Below are 18,005 nucleotides of genomic sequence, written 5' to 3' on the forward strand. Positions count from 1 at the left end.
TCCTGGTGATGACGGCGGGGTGGATGGTCGGACGGCTCCACGGCGGGGCTGCCCAGCGGGGCCGGGAACGGCTACGCGGACAGGAACGCGAGCAGGTCGTGGCGGGTGACGACCGAGACGGGCTTCCCGTCCTCGACGACGAGCAGGGCGTTCGTGTCCTCGAGCGCGCGGCGGGCAGCCGTGACGGACTCACCGATGCCGATGATCGGCAGCGGGTCGCCGACCGAGGCCGACAGCGAGTCGGTCATGCGGGCAGCGCCCGTGAACACGGCCTCGAGCAGCTCCTGCTCCTCGATCGCGCCGACGACCTCGCCGATGACGACGGGCGGCTCGGCCGAGAGCACCGGCATCTGCGAGACCCCGTACGTCTTCATGATGTCGATGACGTCGCGCACGGTGTCCGACGGGTGGGCGTGCACGAGGTCCGGCAGGGCGCCGGTCTTGGCCTGCAGGAGTGCGCCGACCGTGCGCTCGTCCTCGGTCTCGACGAACCCGTACGAGCGCATCCAGCGCTCGTTGAAGATCTTGCCGAGGTAGCCACGGCCCCCGTCCGGCAGGAGCACGACGACGACGTCGTCCGGTCCGAGGTCGCGCGCGGCACGGACGGCGGCCACGACGGCCATGCCGCTGGAGCCACCGACGAGCAGGCCCTCCTCGCGGGCGAGGCGGCGGGTCATCGCGAACGACTCCGCGTCCGAGACCGCGATGACCTCGTCGACGACGCTGCCGTCGTAGGCGGGCGGCCAGAAGTCCTCACCGACACCCTCGACGAGGTACGGGCGTCCGGTGCCGCCGGAGTAGACGCTGCCCTCGGGGTCCGCACCGACGATGCGCACGCCGCCCTCCGAGACCTCCTTGAGGTACCGTCCCGTCCCGCTGATCGTGCCGCCGGTTCCGACGCCCGCGACGAAGTGCGTGATCGTCCCGTCGGTGTCCCGCCAGATCTCGGGGCCGGTCGTCTCGTAGTGGCTGCGCGGCCCGTTCGGGTTGGCGTACTGGTTCGGTTTGAACGCGCCGGGGATCTCCTGCACCAGGCGGTCGGAGACCGAGTAGTAGGACTCGGGGTGCTCCGGCGGCACGGCGGTCGGGGTGATGACGATCTCGGCACCGTAGGCGGTGAGGACGTTGCGCTTGTCCTCGCCGACCTTGTCGGGGAGGACGAAGACGCACCGGTACCCACGCTGCTGGGCGACGAGCGCCAGACCGACGCCGGTGTTGCCGCTCGTGGGCTCGACGATCGTGCCGCCCGGTCCGAGCTGCCCCTTCGCCTCGGCGTCGTCCATGATCCGGGTGGCGATGCGGTCCTTGGCCGAGCCACCCGGGTTGAAGTACTCGACCTTGACGAGGACGGTCGCGGCGATCCCCGCCGTCACCGAGTTGAGGCGGACGAGCGGGGTGTTCCCGACCAGGTCGATGACGGAGTTGGCGTAGCGCACGGTCATCGAGTGTACGTCGTGCCCCTGCCGCATGACCTGGCAGGTCGGCGAACGCCCCCGGCAGCGGACGTCGCACGGGTCTCCCGCGGCGCCGCGCCTCCCGAGGCCCTGCGCTCAGGCCTCGACGCCCTGGGCAGCGGCGACCACCGGCTCGTTCTGCTGACGGTGCAGCGCCGCGTAGACACCGCCGAGTGCCAGGAGCTCCTCGTGGTCGCCGCGCTCGACGATCCGGCCGTGGTCGACGACGAAGATGACGTCGGCGTCCCGCACGGTGGACAACCGGTGCGCGATCGCGATCGTCGTCCGACCGCGGGCGGCCGCGTCCAGGGCGTCCTGCACCACCCGCTCCGAGATGGAGTCGAGCGCGCTCGTCGCCTCGTCGAGCACGAGCACCGGCGGGTCCTTGAGCAGGACGCGCGCGATCGCGATGCGCTGCTTCTCGCCGCCGGAGAGTCGGTAGCCGCGCTCCCCCACGACGGTCGCGTAGCCGTCGGGGAACGACTGGATCGTCGCGTCGATGTTGGCGGCACGGGCGGCCGCGCGGAGCTCGTCGTCGGTCGCGTCCGGCTTGGCGTAGCGGAGGTTGTCGGCGATCGTCGCGTGGAACAGGTAGGTCTCCTGGCTGACGACGCCGACGTGCCGCACCAGGTCGTCCTGCGCGATCGCGCGGACGTCGGTGCCAGCGAACCGGACGGTGCCCGTCGTCGCGTCGTACAACCGGGGCACGAGGTACGAGATCGTGGTCTTGCCGGCGCCCGACGGTCCGACGAACGCGGCGAAACGTCCGGGCTCGAGGTCGAACGACAGCCCACGGAGCGTCGGCTCGTCCGGGTCGCCGTCCGGGTAGACGAACGTGACGTCCTCGAACGCGAGCGCGCCGATCCGCGACTCGTCCACGGGGACGGGATCCGCCGGGTCGGTGATGGCCGGCCGCAGGTCGAGGTACTCGAAGATGCGCGCGAACAGCGCCCCGGACGTCTGCAGGTCGAGCACGACGCGGAGCAACCCGACCGTCGGGAACAAGAGCCGCGACTGCACGGTGGTGAACGCGACGATCGTCCCGGCGGTGACGGGCACACCACCGACGATGAGCCAGGCCGCGACGAGGTAGATGATCGCCGGGATCACGGACAGGAAGATCTGCACGATCGCGAAGAACCACTGCCCGGACATCTGCTGACGCACCTGCAGGCGGATCTGGTTGCGGTTCTCGGCCTCGTACCGGTCGATCTCGGCGCCCTGGCGGTTGAAGCTCTTGGCGAGCAGGATGCCCGACACGCTCAGGGCCTCCTGCGTGATCGCCGTCATGTCCGACAGGGACTCCTGCGTCTCGGCGGCGATGCGGGCGCGGACCCGGCCGACGCGACGCTGCGCGATCACCAGCAGCGGCAGGAGCACGACCGCGACGATCGTCATCTGCCAACTGAGCAGCACCATCGCGACGACGGCGGCGATCACGGTCACGGTGTTGCCGAGGACGGACGAGATGGTGTTGTTGAGGACGCTCGCGACCCCACCGACGTCGTTCTGGAGGCGCGACTGGATGACACCGGTCTTCGTGCGCGTGAAGAACGCGAGTTCCATGCGCTGCAGGTGACCGAACAGCTGCGTGCGCATGGCACCCATCACCCGGTTGCCGACGGTCGCGGTCAGGTAGGTCTGCCAGACGCCGAGCCCCGCCGACGCGATCCACAGCGCGACCATGCCCGCGACGAGCCATCCGAGCACGGGCAGGTCGGGATGTCCGGACCGGGGGAAGAGCCCGAGGTCGAACGCCTTCTGGGTGAGCAGCGGCGGGATCACGCTGAGCGCCGCCCCGAGGAGCACGAGCACGACGGTCCCGATGATCGCCGTGCGATGCGGCCGGAACAGCCCCGCGATGCGACCGAGCAGGTCGGGGATCTTCGGCGCTGCCGCGTTCATGGCCCGCTGGGCGTCCGGGTCGCCGCTCGAGATCCGGTTGCCGCGCATGGGTCCGCCCCCGCCGCCGCCCCGCATGCCACCGCCGCCGGCGACGGCGTCCATCCGGCTCACGGCGCGATCCTCGTCATGAGGGTCCAGGGTAGTCGCGCGCGCCGACGCGGACGGGCGCCGTCGCACCGTCGGTGAGCGTGCGCGTCGTGGCGCCCGGCGACGACGGGCGGTGCGACGCCCGGGAACGACGGAGGCCGCCGTCCCCGAGGGGACGACGGCCTCCGTGCGAGCGGTACCGACGGGTCTTACTTGACCGTGACGGTCGCGCCGGCGCCCTTGAGCTGGTCGGCGGCCTTGTCGGCGGTCTCCTTGTTGACGCCCTCGAGGACGTTCGCGGGGGCACCGTCGACGAGCGCCTTCGCCTCGCCGAGGCCGAGGCTCGTGAGGGCGCGCACCTCCTTGATGACCTGGATCTTCTTGTCGCCGGCGGACTCGAGCACGACGTCGAACTCCGTCTTCTCCTCGACCTCCTCGGCCGGGGCGGCGCCCGCGCCACCAGCGGCGGCGACGGCGACGGGAGCGGCGGCGGTGACCTCGAAGACCTCCTCGAACTTCTTGACGAAGTCCGAGAGCTCGATGAGCGTGAGCTCCTTGAAGGCGTCGATGAGCTCGTCCTGGGACAGCTTGGCCATTGTTCTCTCCTTGCTACGTGGTGTGGTTGTCTACCGCAGGCCCGATCAGGCTGCGGACTCCTGCTTCTCGCGCAGTGCCTCGACGGTGCGGACGGCCTGCGAGAGGGGCGCGTTGAACAGGTACGCGGCGCCGAACAGCGATGCCTTGAAGGCGCCGGCCAGCTTGCCGAGCAGCACCTCCCGCGACTCGAGGTCGGCGAGCTTGTCCACCTCAGAAGCGGTCAGGGGGTTACCGTCGAAGTACCCCCCCTTGACCACGAGCTGAGGGTTCGCCTTGGCGAATGCACGCAGCGACTTCGCGACGGCGACGGTGTCACCGTGCACGAAGGCGATCGCGGACGGACCGGCCAGCTCGTCGTCGAACGACGAGATGCCCGCCTCGTTGGCAGCGATCTTCGTGAGCGTGTTCTTCACCACGGCGTACGTGGCGTGCTCGCGGATGTCAGTCCGCAGCTGCTTGAGCTGGGCAACCGTGAGACCGCGGTACTCGGTCAGCAGGACGGCGTTCGAGTTGCGGAAGTGATCCGACAGCTCGGCGACCGCAGCTTCCTTGTTCGCCATGGCTCTCCTTAGGGTCTGTGCCGGCAGCCCCCGGTCCCGAACACGAAAAAAGCTCCGGCGCAGAGGCTCGGAGCTGGACCCACGCGAGGCGTGTGAGCGGTTCGGAACACCTGCGCGGGCTGCCTCGTCGGACGAGGACCTTCGGCCACCACACCAGCGACAGTGGGAACTGTGCAGGCACGGCGGCAACCGGCGGTCTTTGGCTTCCGGAAGCGTACCAGTCCCGCCGCAGGGCCACAACCGGCGGACGACCGCTCACGCGCCCGACGCGGCGACTCCCGATCGGCGCAGGTCGTCCGGGCGCGACGGCACCGCCGGCAGACGGACCGTGAACACCGTGTCGCCCGGGACACTCCGGACGGACACGACGCCGCCGTGGGCCTGGACGACCGCGTCGACGATCGCGAGCCCGAGGCCGGTCGATCCGGCGGTCCGGCTCCGCGAGCTGTCGGCACGCGCGAACCGCTCGAACATCTTCGGCAGGAACGCGGGGTCGATTCCCTGTCCGGTGTCGCGGACGGTCAGGTCCACCCCCTCCGGACCGGTCGCGATCCCGACCGTGATCCGGGTGCCGTCCGGGGTGTGCGTGCGGGCGTTCGTGACGAGGTTGACGACCACCTGGTGCAACCGTGCGGCGTCGCCGAGCACCACGACGGGCTCGTCCGGCACGTCCACGTCGATGAGATGGCCGGGACTGGCGGCGTGCGCGTCGTTCACGGCGTCGAGGACGAGCCCGGTCAGGTCGACGTCGTCGAACTGGATCTCGCGCCCCTCGTCGAGTCGGGCGAGCAGCAGCAGGTCCTCGACCATCCCGGTCATCCGGACGGACTCGGCCTCCACGCGGCTCATGGCGTACACGACGTCGTCGGGCAGGTCGACGGACATGCGCCGCGTCAGTTCGGCGTACCCGCGGATGGAGGCCAACGGGGTCCGGAGCTCGTGCGACGCGTCGGCGACGAACTGCCGGACCTTGTCCTCGCTGGCCTCACGGGCACGCATGGCGTCGCCGATGTGGCCGAGCATGCGGTTGAAGGCGGTGCCGACGCGCCCGACCTCGGTCCGCGGGTCGGTGTCCTGCTGCGGCACGCGCACGTCGGCGAGCTGGTCGCCCCGGACGAGCGGCAGGCGCGCGACCGTCGTCGCGGTCTCGGCGACGCGTTCGAGCGGGCGCAGGGAACGGCGGACGGCGTACGTGGCGACGAGGCTCGCGGCGACGAGCGCGACGACCATCACGACGACGACCACCCAGATGAGGTTCCAGATGCTCGCGTAGACCGGGGCCATCGGCAGGCCGACGACGAGCACGCCGTTCGTGGTCGCGACCGCGGCGACCCGGTAGTCACCGACGCTGCCCCCGAGGTGCACGGTCTGCGCCCCGTTCCCCACGGTCGCCTGCGCGAGCGTCTGCGCCTGGCCCGCGGTGAGCTGCTTGATGGAGCCGCTCTCCTGGATGATCGTGCTGAAGACACGGTTCCCGTTGAGGTACACGGCCGTGAGCGTGCCGGCCGCTTGACCCGCCGGTCGGGCGAGGTCGTCGGGAGGCGCGCCTCCGAATCCGCCGCCGCCCTGGTTCAGGTGGCTCTGCGCCCGGTCCGTCGCGTGTTCGATCTGCGAGTCGATGCTCGTCGTCTGGATGGTCGCGAGCGCGATGATGCTGCCCGCGCCGATCACCGCGCTCACGGCGACGACGAGGGCGACGATGCTGAGCACGAGGCGTCGACGGAGCGTCATGGGTGGAGGTGCCTTCGTCGGGGCGGTCCGGGCGTGGTCACCCGTCGGTCAGGACGTCGGCTTGATGACGTAGCCGACGCCGCGGACCGTGTGGATCATCGGCGTCTCGCCCGCGTCGATCTTCTTGCGCAGGTACGAGATGTAGATCTCGACCACGCTCGACTTGCCACCGAAGTCGTAGCTCCAGACGCGGTCGAGGATCTGTGCCTTCGAGAGCACGCGTCGCGGGTTCCGCATGAGGAAGCGAAGGAGCTCGAACTCGGTGGCGGTGAGTTCGATCGACCGACCGGCACGGTGCACCTCGTACGACTCCTCGTCGAGCACGAGGTCGCCGACGGTGATCGTGGAGTCACCGGCCTCGGCGATGCTGATCTGCGACCGTCGGATCAGTCCGCGGAGCCGCGCCACGACCTCCTCGAGGCTGAACGGCTTCGTGACGTAGTCGTCGCCGCCCGCCGTGAGCCCGCTCACCCGGTCCTCGACGCTGTCCTTCGCGGTGAGGAAGAGGACGGGGGTGTCGTCGTTGTTCTGCCGGAGTCGGTTGAGGACCTGGAGGCCGTCGAGGTCCGGCATCATCACGTCGAGCACCATCGCGTCCGGCCGGAACTCGCGGGCCTTGGCCAGGGCGTCCTGACCGCCGTTCGCGCTCGTGACGTCCCATCCCTCGTACCGCAGGGCCATGGAGAGCAGGTCGGTCAGGCTGGACTCGTCGTCGACGACGAGGATGCGCAACGGCGAGCCGTCGGCACGGGTGAGACGGGGAGCGGCTGAGGGCTGGGAGATGGTCACGTCTTCCGAGTATCTGGACTCGCCTATGAGCGGTCTGAGGAGGACCGGAGGACCGCCTGTGGATGCGATGGCGTCGGCATCCCCGACATCCGTCGGGCGGCGGCGCAGCCGCTCCTCCGTGCGTACGGTGGCAGGGTGCTCCACCCGACCGCCGCGCCGTCCGCGCACCACCCGTCCGACACGACCGAGGAGGACTGACATGGTGAGCTTCGACCACCGGGAGCCCGGCACCGACCCCGCGTCGTGGACGACGTTCCTCGCGGAGCGGACGACGGAGCGGCTCGACCTCGACGGGATCGCGTCGGTCGTGGTGCTCGCACCCCACCCGGACGACGAGACCCTCGCCGCCGGGGGGCTGCTGGCGACGGCCGCCGAACTCGGGTTGCCGGCACGGGTCCTGCTCGCCACGCGCGGCGAGCGGTCGCACCCGGACTCCCCGACGACCACGCCCGAGCGGCTCGCCGCGCTCCGCGAGTCCGAGTTCGCGACGGCGCTCCAGGTGCTCCAGCCGGACATCCGCGCCACCCGCGTCCGCCTGCCGGACGGCGAGCTCCGCGAGCACCGCTCGACGTTGCGTGACGCGCTCGACCACGTCCTCGCGGGCATGCCGACCCCGACCCTCCTCGCGGCGCCGTGGACGGGTGACGGTGACCGCGACCACCGCGCCGCGGGCGAGGTGGCCGAGGAGGCCGCCGCCGCCCACGACGGCGTGACGCTCGTCGAGTACCCGATCTGGATGTGGCACTGGGACGACCCCGCGTCGGCGAGCGGTCCGTGGGACCGTGTCACGGCCCTCCCGGTCCCGCCCGCGCTGCGTGAGCGGAAGTTCATCGCGCTCACGATGTACGCGTCGCAGGTCGGCGCGCTCTCGGACGCCCCGGGCGACGAGGCGATCGTCGACCTCCGTCACCTCGAGCACTTCACGCGCGCGGAGGAGGTCTTCTTCCGCATCGCCGCCACCGAGCGGCCGAGCATCGAGGAGCCCGGAACGACGGCAGCACCCGCCGAGGAGGAGCCCGGAACCACGGCAGCACCCGCCGAGGAGGAGCCCGGAACGACGGCAGCACCGGTCGAGGAGGACCCCAGGACGACCCCCGCACCGGGCGGGGGCGAGGCCGGACCGGCGGACCAGCCGTCGCCGGACGGGTCCGGCTCGCGGACCCGCGCGTCCTCCGAGGCGCACTCCGCGCGCCGACCGGACGGCCGGGACTTCGAGCACGAGTGGTACGAGCGCCGGAAGCGGGCCGTCACGATGGCGGCGCTCCCGCGTGAGCGCTGGCGGTCCGCGCTCGAGATCGGCTGCGCGACGGGGTTCCTCACCCGCGAGCTCACGGAGCGGACGGACGCGGTGCTCGGCGTCGACATGGCCCGGGCACCCCTCGAGCAGGCCCGCCGCACGGCACCGCGCGCGACGTTCCTCCGCATGACCGTCCCCCAGGAGTGGCCGGACGGGCGCTTCGACCTCGTCGTGCTGTCCGAGGTCGGCCACGACCTGAGCGCCGCCGACCTCGGAACGACGGTCGAGCGGGTGTTCCGGTCCCTCGACCCAGACGGGGTCCTCGTCGCATGCCACTGGCGCCACCCGATCGGCGACGCTGCGCTCGACGGCGACGCCGTGCACGCCCGCCTCCGCGCGCGCTGGCCCCGGTCACCGCTCGTGCACCACGAGGAGGACGACTTCGTCCTCGACGTGTTCCCCGGCCCGGCCGTCCCCTCGGTCGCGCAGGCGTCCGGTCTCGTCCGGTGAGGTGCTGAGCCGAGGTCGACCGCACTGGGGAATCCCATAGGAGCGGGCAACTCCGCGCACAGCACCCCTCCCTACGGTCTCCTCGTCGGCCCCGTCCTGCGACAGCATGACGGTGTTCCCCGCCGGCCCCTGCGAGGAGAACCATGTTCCTGACCTACCTCAGGCGCGAGCTCACGAACCGCAAGAAGCAGACCGTGATCATCGCGATCGGGATGGCGTTGGCCATCGCGCTCGTGATCATCGTGTCGTCGATCTCGAGCGGCGTGAAGGCAGCGCAGTCCACTGTGTTGCAGTCCGTGTACGGCGTCGGCACCGACATCACGGTCACCCAGACCGCGAGCGCCACCACGGACGGCGGCCGCCCGAGCTTCGGCTTCGGCCAGAGCGGCGGTGCCACCGGCAGCGACGGCACCACGAAGCTGTCGAAGTCGCGGCTGTCGGTCACCCGCGGCACCACCGCCATGTCGGACAGCACCGTGACGACGGTCACCTCCACGGCCGGCGTGTCCGCCGCGTCCGGGGTGCTGAACCTCACGAACAGCACGTTCTCGGGTTCCATCGCCCAGCGACAGGACTCGTCCTCCGGCACGTCGGGCTCGTCCGGCACGCGTCAGGCGCCGACGGGCGGTCAGGGCGGCGGGTTCGGCGGCGGGAACTTCAGCATCGACGAGTTCACGGTCACGGGCATCCCGACGAGCAGCAGCACGGTCGGCCCGCTGACGAGCGCGAAGCTCACGAAGGGGCGGGCGCTCCGGTCCTCGGACGCGGGCAAGGACGTCGTCGTGCTCGACAAGACGTACGCCAAGAGCCAGTCGAAGACCGTCGGCGACACCATCTCGATCGGCGACACGACGTTCACCGTGGTCGGCATCGTGGCGTCCACGTCGTCCGACTCCGCGACCGCGTCGGATTCGTACATCCCGCTCGACACCGCACAGAAGCTCTCGAGCGAGACCGGCAAGGTCACCACGATCTACGTCTCCGCGGCCTCGTCCTCGAACGTCAGCAGCATCAAGACCGCGCTCGAGAAGAAGCTCACCAAGGCGACCGTCTCCACCGAGGCCGACCTCGCATCGAGCGTGTCCGGGTCCCTCTCGACCGCGTCGAGCCTCGTGTCGAACCTCGGCACCTGGCTGTCGATCGTGGTCCTCGCCGCCGCGTTCCTCATCGCCATCCTGTTCACGATCTCCGGCGTCAGCCGCCGCACCCGCGAGTTCGGCACCCTGAAGGCCATCGGCTGGTCCAACGGCCGCATCACCCGGCAGGTCGCCGGGGAGTCGTTCGTCCAGGGCATCATCGGCGGCGTCGTCGGAGCCGTCGCGGGCCTGGTCGGCATCCTCGTCATCAACGTCATCGCCCCCACCATCTCCGCCAGCGCCTCCAGCACCGGCACGAACGGGGCCCGTGGCGGCCCCGGCACCGGCGGCGGGTTCCCCGGGGCCGCCGCAACCGGCGCGCCGAACGCCGGCACGAGCGGATCCGGTGCGACCTCGGGTGGGTTCGGCGGGGCGGGGGGCTTCGGCGGCGGACAGACGGCCTCGACCACCGACGTCGTGCTGCACGCCCCCGTCACCGTCGAGATCATCCTCGTCGCGATCGGTCTGGCGATCCTCGGCGGGCTGCTCGCCGGTGTCCTCGGCGGCTGGCGGGCCTCCCGGCTCCGCCCGGCAGAAGCACTCCGGAGCGTCGCCTGATGCCCACCGACACGTCCTCGAACCCCTCTCGGATCCCGAGCGCCACCGACCAGTCAGGAGCACCGATGTCCACCACGGACCGCGTCTCGACCATCGCACCCGCCGCAGCACCGGCCAGCGGGAACCGCCCGATGTACCAGCTGAGCGGCGTCGGCAAGACCTACGCCCAGAAGAACAAGAAGGTCACCGCCCTGGCCGGGGTCGACCTCGAGATCCCGACCGGCCAGCTCGTCGCGATCCAGGGTCCGACCGGCGGCGGCAAGTCGACGCTGCTGCAGATGCTCGGCGCGCTCGACCGACCCACGTCCGGGTCCGTCGTGCTCGGCGACCGGGACATCGCCAAGCTCGGCGACGGCGCCCTCACCGAGATCCGGGCATCCGAGATCGGGTTCGTGTTCCAGTCCTTCAACCTCATCCCGACGCTGACCGCCCGCGAGAACGTCGAGACGGCGTTCGCGGGGTCGCTCGCCCGGTCGTCACGTGACGAGATCACCCGGAGCGCGACCGCGGCGCTCGAGTCGGTCGGACTGGGCGAGCGCCTCGAGCACCTGCCCGCCGAGCTGTCCGGCGGCCAGCAGCAGCGTGTCGCGATCGCCCGGGCGCTGGTCAAGAACCCGAAGGTGCTCCTGGCGGACGAACCGACGGGGGCACTCGACGAGGGCACCCGTGACGAGATCATGTCGATCATCGAGGGTCAGTGGAAGGACCGCGGCCTGACGGTCGTCATCGTGACGCACGACTCGTGGGTCGCCCGCCGCGCCGAGCGCCGTCTGCACATCAAGAACGGCCAGGTGCGCGACATCTGACCGTCCCGCACGCACGGCATCTGCGCCGAAATTGCACGACACGCCGCTTCCCCACGACGGGAGGCGGCGTGTCGTGCGATCTCGACGCGGGTCAGTCGACTGGGTAGTCGCAGTAGGCGAACCACGTCGAGCTCGGCGCCCACGGCGGCACGTTCACCGTCCCCTGGCCACCCTGCATCACCGCGACGGTCCGCGGAGCCTCGGTCGTGGTCCCGAGCACGGCGTCGCCGGGGAGCATCCGGAGTTCGACGTCGCGGTCGGCCGGGTGCCCCTGGGTGCCCGTCGGGTACGCCAGGTACAGCAGGTGCCGGCCGTCCGGGGACGGGTGGGGGAACCAGTTCACGCGCTCGTCGTGCGTCAGTTGCTCCGCTCGTTCCGTCAGCGCGGGGTGCTCCGCGGTGCTGTCCGGCACCCCGTCGAGTCGCAACCGTGTCAGCTGCGCGTGCCCGGGCTCGGGCTCCCATCGTTCGGAGTTCCAGAGCAGGGCGGACCCGTCCGGGGCGAACACCACGCCGTCGTCGGCGTGCTCGTCGCGCGTCACGAACGTCGGCTCGCCGGTCGCCGGGTCCACGAGCGCGACGTCCGTCGACCACACGCCGTCGTCCGACAGCTCGCCGACGATCGCCGCGAGCGAGGACCCGTCGGGCGCGATGCCGTGCAGGTAGAACTTGCGGCGGACCGGCGCGGCGGCGGCGTCGGTGATGCGCTCGGCAGGCTCGGCCGCGGTGCCCTCGGGCAGTGCGACGCGGTAGAGGTCGCCGTCGCGGGCGGAGACCACGATCGAGGTGCCGGACGGATCGAGCACGTGGTCGTTGTTGATCTCGGGGACACCGTCCATCGGCACCCGCACCAGGTCGTTCTCGTCGAGGACCACGCCGGTCCGCGGCACGGGGAGCGTGAAGAGGTCGCCGTCGCCGTTGAGCACGAGCCGTTCGTCCGAGGTCCCCGCCCGGTCGATCCACACGTTCGGCGCCTCGACGAGCACGCGGTCACTCACGAACACGACGCGGTCCTCGCCGGTCGTCACGTCGACCACGTGCACCCGGCTCGTCTGTCCGGGCCGCAGCTGCCGCCCGCGCGGCTCACTCGTGCTGTCGTCGCTCATGGTCTCCATCCTCTCCTGGTCCGCCGCCGTCCGTCGGTTGCTCGGACGCGCCGTGCGGAGACAGGTCGGTCTGTCCCGCCGGCTCCGGACCGTCGCGCCAGCGACGGGGCGACCGTGCCGGGAGGGACGGTGCGGGTCCGACCCGCACCGTCCCTCCGCGAGTGGCTCGTCCCTACTTGACGGCGCCTGCGGTCAGACCGGCGACGAACTGCCGCTGGACGATGAGGAACGCGACGACGACCGGGATGCTGACCACGAGCGAGGCGGCCATGATCTGGTTCCAGTACACGTTCGTCTGGGTCGAGTACTGCTGCAGGCCCACGGCGAGGGTCTGCGAGTTCCCGTTCGTCAGGACGGACGCGAACAGCACCTCACCCCAGCTCGTCATGAACGAGTAGATCGCGACGGCCACGATGCCCGGTCGCGCGGCCGGCAGGATCACCCGGAACAACGCCCCGAGCGGACCCGACCCGTCCACCATGGCGGCCTCGTCGAGATCGCGCGGGATGGTCTCGAAGTAGCCGGCGAGCATCCAGATCGAGAACGGCAGCACGAACGTCAGGTACGTGATGATCAGGCCGAGCTGGGTGCCGACGAGCTGGATGCCGAGCAGCTGGTCCAGGTTGACGAAGATGAGGTACAGCGGCAGCAGGAACAGCACGCCGGGGAACATCTGGGTCGCCAGGATCGAGGTGGTGAACGTGCTGCGACCGCGGAACGTCCACCGCGACACCGCGTAGGCGGCGAAGATCGCGATGGCGAGCGAGAACAGCGTCGCGATCGAGCAGACGACCAGGCTGTTCACGAAGTAGGTCGCCAGCGGCACCGTGGTCCAGATGTCGATGAACGGCTGGAAGGTGAGGTGTGTCGGGATCCACGTGAACGCGCCCTGCACGTCACCGAGCGGCTTGAGGGCCGAGGTGATCATGACGTACAGGGGCACGATCGTGAAGATCGACAGCAGGACGATGACGATGACGCGGAACGTCTTGGAGCCAGTTGTCTCACGCACGCTGGGACCTCCGGTTGGTGAAGAGCAGGTAGGCGCTCGTGACGATGAGCAGGAACAGCAACAGCAGCACGCTCATCGCGGCACCGGAGCCGAAGTTCCACGTGATGAACGAGGCGTTGTAGATGTGGAACGAGATGAGGTCCGCGGCCGGCGGCTGCGCGGTCGAGCCGAACAGCACGTAGGGCGTGTTGAAGTCGTTGAACGTCCAGAGGAACATCACGAGGACCAGGGTGACGTTGACCGACCGCACCATCGGCAGGGTGATGCTGCGCCACTGCCGGAACGGCTTGGCGCCGTCCACCGAGCTCGCCTCGTAGACGTCCTGCGGGATCGACTGCAGGCCTGCCATGAGCATGAGGAACGCGAACGGCCACAGCCGCCAGATGGCGACGATCACGATCGCGACGAACGCGTTGTTGCCGATGAGCCAGAACGGACCGTGCGCCATGAGGTGCAGCTGGTCGACGAGGATGTGGTTGATCGCGCCGGTGTCGCGCTGGAACATGAACTTCCAGGCGATGATGCCGGCGTAGAGGGGCAGCGCGTAGGGCACCAGGAACAGCGTGCGGAACAGGGAGCGTCCGCGGAACTCGCGCTGCAGGGCGACCGCCGCGGCCATGCCGAGGACCCACGCGAACCCGACCACCAGGACGGTGAACCCGCACGTGACCAGGAACGAGTTGAGCAGGCTCTTGCCGATCGCCTGGTTGAAGTCGAGCGCGACGCTGTAGTTGTGCAGGCCCGCCCACGGTGCGCTCGACCAGTTGGCGATGAAGTACTTGGTGAGCTGGACGAGGCTGATCCAGATGCCCGTGAGCATCGGGACGATGTGGATGAGCAGCTCGAACAGGATCGCGGGAGCCAGGAGCACGTACGGCAGCCACTGCCCGTGACGGCGCCGCTTGGGCGGCTTGTTCGCGAGCGTGGACCGTGAGTCGGTCGTCAGCTCCGCAGCTCGGGACGACTCGGGGAGGACCGTCGTTGACATGTGGATCACCTTCCGGCGGGTGCAGGGATGGGAAGGGGCGGCGCCCCGGGCGATGGCACCATCACCCGGGGCGCCGTCGGGATCAGCCGTTGGCCTGGGACACCTGGTCCTGCGCGGTCTGCAGCGCCGACTTGATCTGGCTCGTCGACACCGTGCTGCCGGTGGCGATCTTGGCGAACATGTCGTTCATCGACTTGCCCACGGTGGACTCGAACTGGTCCTCGGCCGGCACCAGCGGCAGCGGCTTCGCCATCGTGTTGTAGATGTTGAGGAACGTCTTCGTCTCGGCGGACAGGTCTGTCGCGTTCGCGGCGCTCTTGAGCACCGGCAGGGCCGCGTACGGCTTGTCGAGGGTCGCCTGGGTGCTCTCGCTCGTCATGAACTTGACGAACTTGAGCGCGCCGTCCTTGTTCTTCGTGTTCTTGAAGATGGACAGGTTGATACCGGCCGGGAAGCTCGCGATCTGCTTCGCACCCGTCGGCGCCGGGAAGGGCACCACACCGTACTTGTCGGCGGACATGCCGTTCGACTGGATGGTGGCGTCGGCGTTGTTCTGGTTGAGGATCATCGCCGCCTTGCCCTTGGCGAAGTCCGACGTCGACTGCGTCGCGTTGTCGTACTGGGCGTTCGAGGTGTTCACGGCCTTCTGGGTCTGCATCAGGTCGAGGTACCGCTTGATGCCGTTGACGTTCGCGGTCGAGGTGAACGTCGGGTCACCCTTGCTGTTGAACCACTGGCCACCGTTCTGCGCCGAGTTGATGAACGCGAAGTGCGCGTTCTCGGTGTAGGAACCCGCGGCGAGGGAGAACCCGTACTGACCCTTGGCCGGGTCGGTGAGCTTCTGCGCGTCGCTCGTCAGTTCCTCCCACGTTGTCGGCGGCTTGAGACCGGCGGCGGCGAACATGGCCTTGTTGTAGAAGAGGCCGTAGGCGAGGCCGTAGAGCGGGACGCTCGTCACGGTCTTGCCGGGGGCACCACCGGTGGACAGCGGCACCTTGCCGAACTTGTCCGAGCCGCCGATCGCCTTCATCGCCGAGCTGTCGAACGGCATGAACGCGCCGGTGGCCTGGAGCGAGGTCGCCCAGGTGTTGCCGATGTTGACCACGTCCGGGCCCTGGCCACTCGTGACCGCGGTCTGGATCTTGTTCTGCAGGTCGTTCCACCCGATGACCTGGAGGTTCACCTTGATCCCGGTCTGCTTGGTGAACTTGGCCAGCTCCGGCGTGAGCACCTCCTTGTCGTTCTGGAGGCTCGTGCCCTGGTTGCTCGCCCAGTAGGTGAGCGTCTTGCCGTCGCTGCTGGAGGATCCGGATGAACCGGAGGAGGAACAGGCCGCGAGGCCCGTGACCATCAGTGCGCCTGCGGCGGCGACGGCCAGTGCGCGGAATGTGGTGCGCATGACTCTCTGCTTTCTCGTCGTTGAGTGGGAGGTGCTATCGGGAAGGGAAAGGAAGGGAAACGGAAGTTCGGGGACCCGCGCGGCCGTTGGTGTCGGCCGCGCGGGTCGGGGTCAGGCGAGCGTCGACGCCGCGGGGTCGAAGTCCTCGGGGAGGACGGGACTCGAGGACACCGTGCTCTCGACGCGGACGGGGCCGTGCTGCTCGGCGGCCTCGGCGATCGAGACCATGACGTCGAGCACGTGGAACGCCAGCGCACCGGGGACGCGTTCCGGCACGTCGGCGCGGATCGCGCGAGCGAGCTCGACGACGCCGGTCCCCCGCGTGTAGGTCGACCCCGTGGCCGGGATGACCTCGGGCTCCTCGGAGCCGGCGGTCCAGAGCTTCGTGTCCCCGTCGAACATGTTCGGGTCGGGGAACACCACGGTGCCCGTCTCGCCCGAGACCTCGACGAACCCGGCACGCGGCTGGGCCGACTCGAAGCTGAAGATGCTCTGCGCGCTGCCACCGTTCTCGAACTCGATGAGTGCGGAGTAGTGCGTCGGGACCTCGACCGGGAACTCGGTGCCGGCCTTCGGTCCCGAGCCGATCACCCGTGTGGCACGGGCCTTCGACGCGGTTGCGCTCACCTGCGCGACCGGGCCGAACACCTGGACGAGCGTCGTCAGGTAGTACGGGCCGATGTCGAACAGCGGGCCACCGCCGAACGCGAACAGGAACTCGGGGCTCGGGTGCCAGGACTCGGGCCCGGGGCTCTGCATGATCGTCAACGCGTTGAGGGGCGTGCCGATCGCGCCACCGGCGATGGTGCGGAGGGACGTCTGGAGCCCGGCGCCGAGGAACGTGTCCGGCGCGACGCACACGCGCTTGCCCGCGGCGTGGGCCGCCTCGACGAGGGCGCGGCCGCTCTCGCGGTCGAGGGCGTACGGCTTCTCGCCCCAGACGTGCTTGCCGGCCTCGAGTGCCTTGGTGGCGACCTCGACGTGGGCGGCGGGGATGGTCAGGTTCACGACGATCTCGATGTCGTCGATGGCGAGGAGTTCATCGACCGTGCCGGAGCCGGGGACGTTCCACTTCTCGGCCTGTGCCGCCGCGCGCGGCAGGTCGATGTCCGCGATGAACAGGACCTCGAGGTCGGGGAAGACGGTGAGGTTGGAGAGGTACTGGTCGCTGATCACGCCGGCGCCGATGACGCCGACGCCGACCCGGCCGGTGCGTGCGGCGCTCATGCCTGGACCCCCGTGAGGAAGGCGTGGCTGTCGGCGACGGCCTGGAACACGTCGCCCTCGTGGTCGTCGAGTTCGATGACCTGCTGGGCCTGCGGCGCCGCAGCGATGATCTCGCGGACGGGCATGATGCCGTTGCCGACCGCGACCTGGGCCTTGTCGTTCTTCGTCCCGTCACCGTCCTTGACGTGCAGGAACCGGACCTTGTCACCGAGCTTGCCGAGGATCTCGACCGCGGAGTCACCCCCGACCTGGCACCAGTACGTGTCGAGCTCGAGCACGACGTCGTCGTGCAGGGCGTTCGCGAACACCTCGTAGGCGGAGACGCCGTCGATGCGGTGCTCGAACTCGAACGCGTGGTTGTGGTATCCGAGGGCCAACCCGTGGTCCGCTGCCCGTGCGGCGACGGCTCCGAGCTCGCGGGCGATCGCCTCGACGTCCTCGCGGGTGGTCCAGCGCGCCTCGTCGATGTGCGGGTCGATGAGCGTGGTGAGGCCGACGGTGACGCTCGCGCTGAGGATGCGATCGAGGTCGAGGCCGGCGTCGCCGAGGAGGCGTGCGTGACCGCTCGGCGCGGTGAGGCCCGTGGCCTGCAGCGCCTCGGCGTACTCGTCCGCGCGGTCGACGTAGCCGGCGAGCTCGACGTTCGTGAACCCGATGTCGGCGATGCGCCGCAGGGTTCCGGGTAGATCGGTCGCGATGGCGTCCCGGACGGTGTAGAGCTGGACCGAAAGCGGTGGGGTCACCTGGTTCTCCTCGTCGAGTGGTGCGGTACCGGCCGGTGTCGGTCCTCCTCCGCGAGGGGCGCCGGCGCTGGCCGCAGGTCACACTACGAGCACTTCTGCCGAGCGTCAAGCAGAAGTCCCATGTCGCTCGGCGATCTTGCTTGCTGCCGCCGTCGTTAGTG

15 protein-coding genes are annotated in these 18,005 nt (G+C 70.0%); 3 read left to right on the forward strand and 12 right to left on the reverse strand.

Features of this window, described 5'->3' with window-relative positions; genetic code table 11:
• Positions 1-71 precede the first annotated feature (71 nt).
• From DEI88_RS10940 to DEI88_RS10965, 6 genes are all read right to left on the reverse strand, one after another.
• Entirely contained in the window at positions 72-1,436 is a 1,365-nt protein-coding gene (locus DEI88_RS10940) for a cystathionine beta-synthase (RefSeq protein WP_111071432.1), read from the reverse strand.
• Between the two features lie 114 nt (positions 1,437-1,550).
• On the reverse strand, positions 1,551-3,461 hold the full coding sequence (locus DEI88_RS10945) for an ABC transporter ATP-binding protein (protein WP_181434864.1): 1,911 nt from the start codon (positions 3,459-3,461) through the stop codon (positions 1,551-1,553).
• Positions 3,462-3,655: 194 nt separating this feature from the next.
• Positions 3,656-4,042: a 50S ribosomal protein L7/L12 gene (rplL, locus tag DEI88_RS10950; protein WP_111009457.1), complete on the reverse strand. Its 387-nt coding sequence runs from the start codon at positions 4,040-4,042 to the stop codon at positions 3,656-3,658.
• 45 nt (positions 4,043-4,087) lie between these two features.
• Positions 4,088-4,603: a 50S ribosomal protein L10 gene (gene rplJ, locus DEI88_RS10955; RefSeq protein WP_111009456.1), complete on the reverse strand. Its 516-nt coding sequence runs from the start codon at positions 4,601-4,603 to the stop codon at positions 4,088-4,090.
• Between the two features lie 255 nt (positions 4,604-4,858).
• Positions 4,859-6,334, reverse strand: a complete 1,476-nt coding sequence (locus DEI88_RS10960; RefSeq protein ID WP_111013526.1) for a sensor histidine kinase — start codon at positions 6,332-6,334, stop codon at positions 4,859-4,861.
• A gap of 48 nt (positions 6,335-6,382) precedes the next feature.
• Positions 6,383-7,123 (reverse strand): response regulator transcription factor, encoded by a 741-nt coding sequence (locus DEI88_RS10965; protein WP_111009454.1) that lies wholly within the window; start codon positions 7,121-7,123, stop codon positions 6,383-6,385.
• A 199-nt stretch (positions 7,124-7,322) separates the two neighbouring features.
• Here DEI88_RS10965 and DEI88_RS10970 point away from each other — a divergent pair, with 199 nt between their 5' ends.
• From DEI88_RS10970 to DEI88_RS10980, 3 genes are all read left to right on the forward strand, one after another.
• On the forward strand, positions 7,323-8,870 hold the full coding sequence (locus tag DEI88_RS10970; RefSeq protein WP_181441169.1) for a bifunctional PIG-L family deacetylase/class I SAM-dependent methyltransferase: 1,548 nt from the start codon (positions 7,323-7,325) through the stop codon (positions 8,868-8,870).
• Positions 8,871-9,013: 143 nt separating this feature from the next.
• Positions 9,014-10,564: an ABC transporter permease gene (locus DEI88_RS10975; protein ID WP_111071332.1), complete on the forward strand. Its 1,551-nt coding sequence runs from the start codon at positions 9,014-9,016 to the stop codon at positions 10,562-10,564.
• 131 nt (positions 10,565-10,695) lie between these two features.
• A complete protein-coding gene (locus tag DEI88_RS10980; RefSeq protein ID WP_111013594.1) occupies positions 10,696-11,370 on the forward strand; it encodes an ABC transporter ATP-binding protein in 675 nt (224 codons plus the stop codon).
• Between the two features lie 91 nt (positions 11,371-11,461).
• Here the strand turns inward: DEI88_RS10980 and DEI88_RS10985 are convergent, their stop codons facing one another.
• The 6 genes from DEI88_RS10985 to DEI88_RS11010 all read right to left on the reverse strand — a co-directional run bounded on the left by DEI88_RS10985 (position 11,462) and on the right by DEI88_RS11010 (position 17,844).
• Positions 11,462-12,475 (reverse strand): TolB family protein, encoded by a 1,014-nt coding sequence (locus DEI88_RS10985; RefSeq protein WP_111071431.1) that lies wholly within the window; start codon positions 12,473-12,475, stop codon positions 11,462-11,464.
• Between the two features lie 172 nt (positions 12,476-12,647).
• The gene (locus tag DEI88_RS10990; RefSeq protein ID WP_111013529.1) at positions 12,648-13,487 is read right to left on the reverse strand and encodes a carbohydrate ABC transporter permease; all 840 of its coding nucleotides are present in this window, start codon (positions 13,485-13,487) and stop codon (positions 12,648-12,650) included.
• Complete coding sequence (locus DEI88_RS10995) at positions 13,480-14,475, reverse strand: carbohydrate ABC transporter permease (protein WP_111009450.1); 996 nt, start codon at positions 14,473-14,475, stop codon at positions 13,480-13,482. The genes DEI88_RS10990 and DEI88_RS10995 overlap by 8 nt, the downstream gene beginning before the upstream one ends.
• A gap of 82 nt (positions 14,476-14,557) precedes the next feature.
• The gene (locus tag DEI88_RS11000; protein ID WP_111009449.1) at positions 14,558-15,874 is read right to left on the reverse strand and encodes an ABC transporter substrate-binding protein; all 1,317 of its coding nucleotides are present in this window, start codon (positions 15,872-15,874) and stop codon (positions 14,558-14,560) included.
• Between the two features lie 111 nt (positions 15,875-15,985).
• Entirely contained in the window at positions 15,986-17,101 is a 1,116-nt protein-coding gene (locus DEI88_RS11005; protein ID WP_111009448.1) for a Gfo/Idh/MocA family protein, read from the reverse strand.
• The gene (locus DEI88_RS11010; RefSeq protein WP_111009447.1) at positions 17,098-17,844 is read right to left on the reverse strand and encodes a sugar phosphate isomerase/epimerase family protein; all 747 of its coding nucleotides are present in this window, start codon (positions 17,842-17,844) and stop codon (positions 17,098-17,100) included. Before DEI88_RS11010 ends, DEI88_RS11005 begins: the two co-directional genes overlap by 4 nt.
• Positions 17,845-18,005 lie beyond the last annotated feature (161 nt).

The organism is Curtobacterium sp. MCBD17_003, from assembly GCF_003234885.2.
Classification (GTDB): domain Bacteria; phylum Actinomycetota; class Actinomycetes; order Actinomycetales; family Microbacteriaceae; genus Curtobacterium.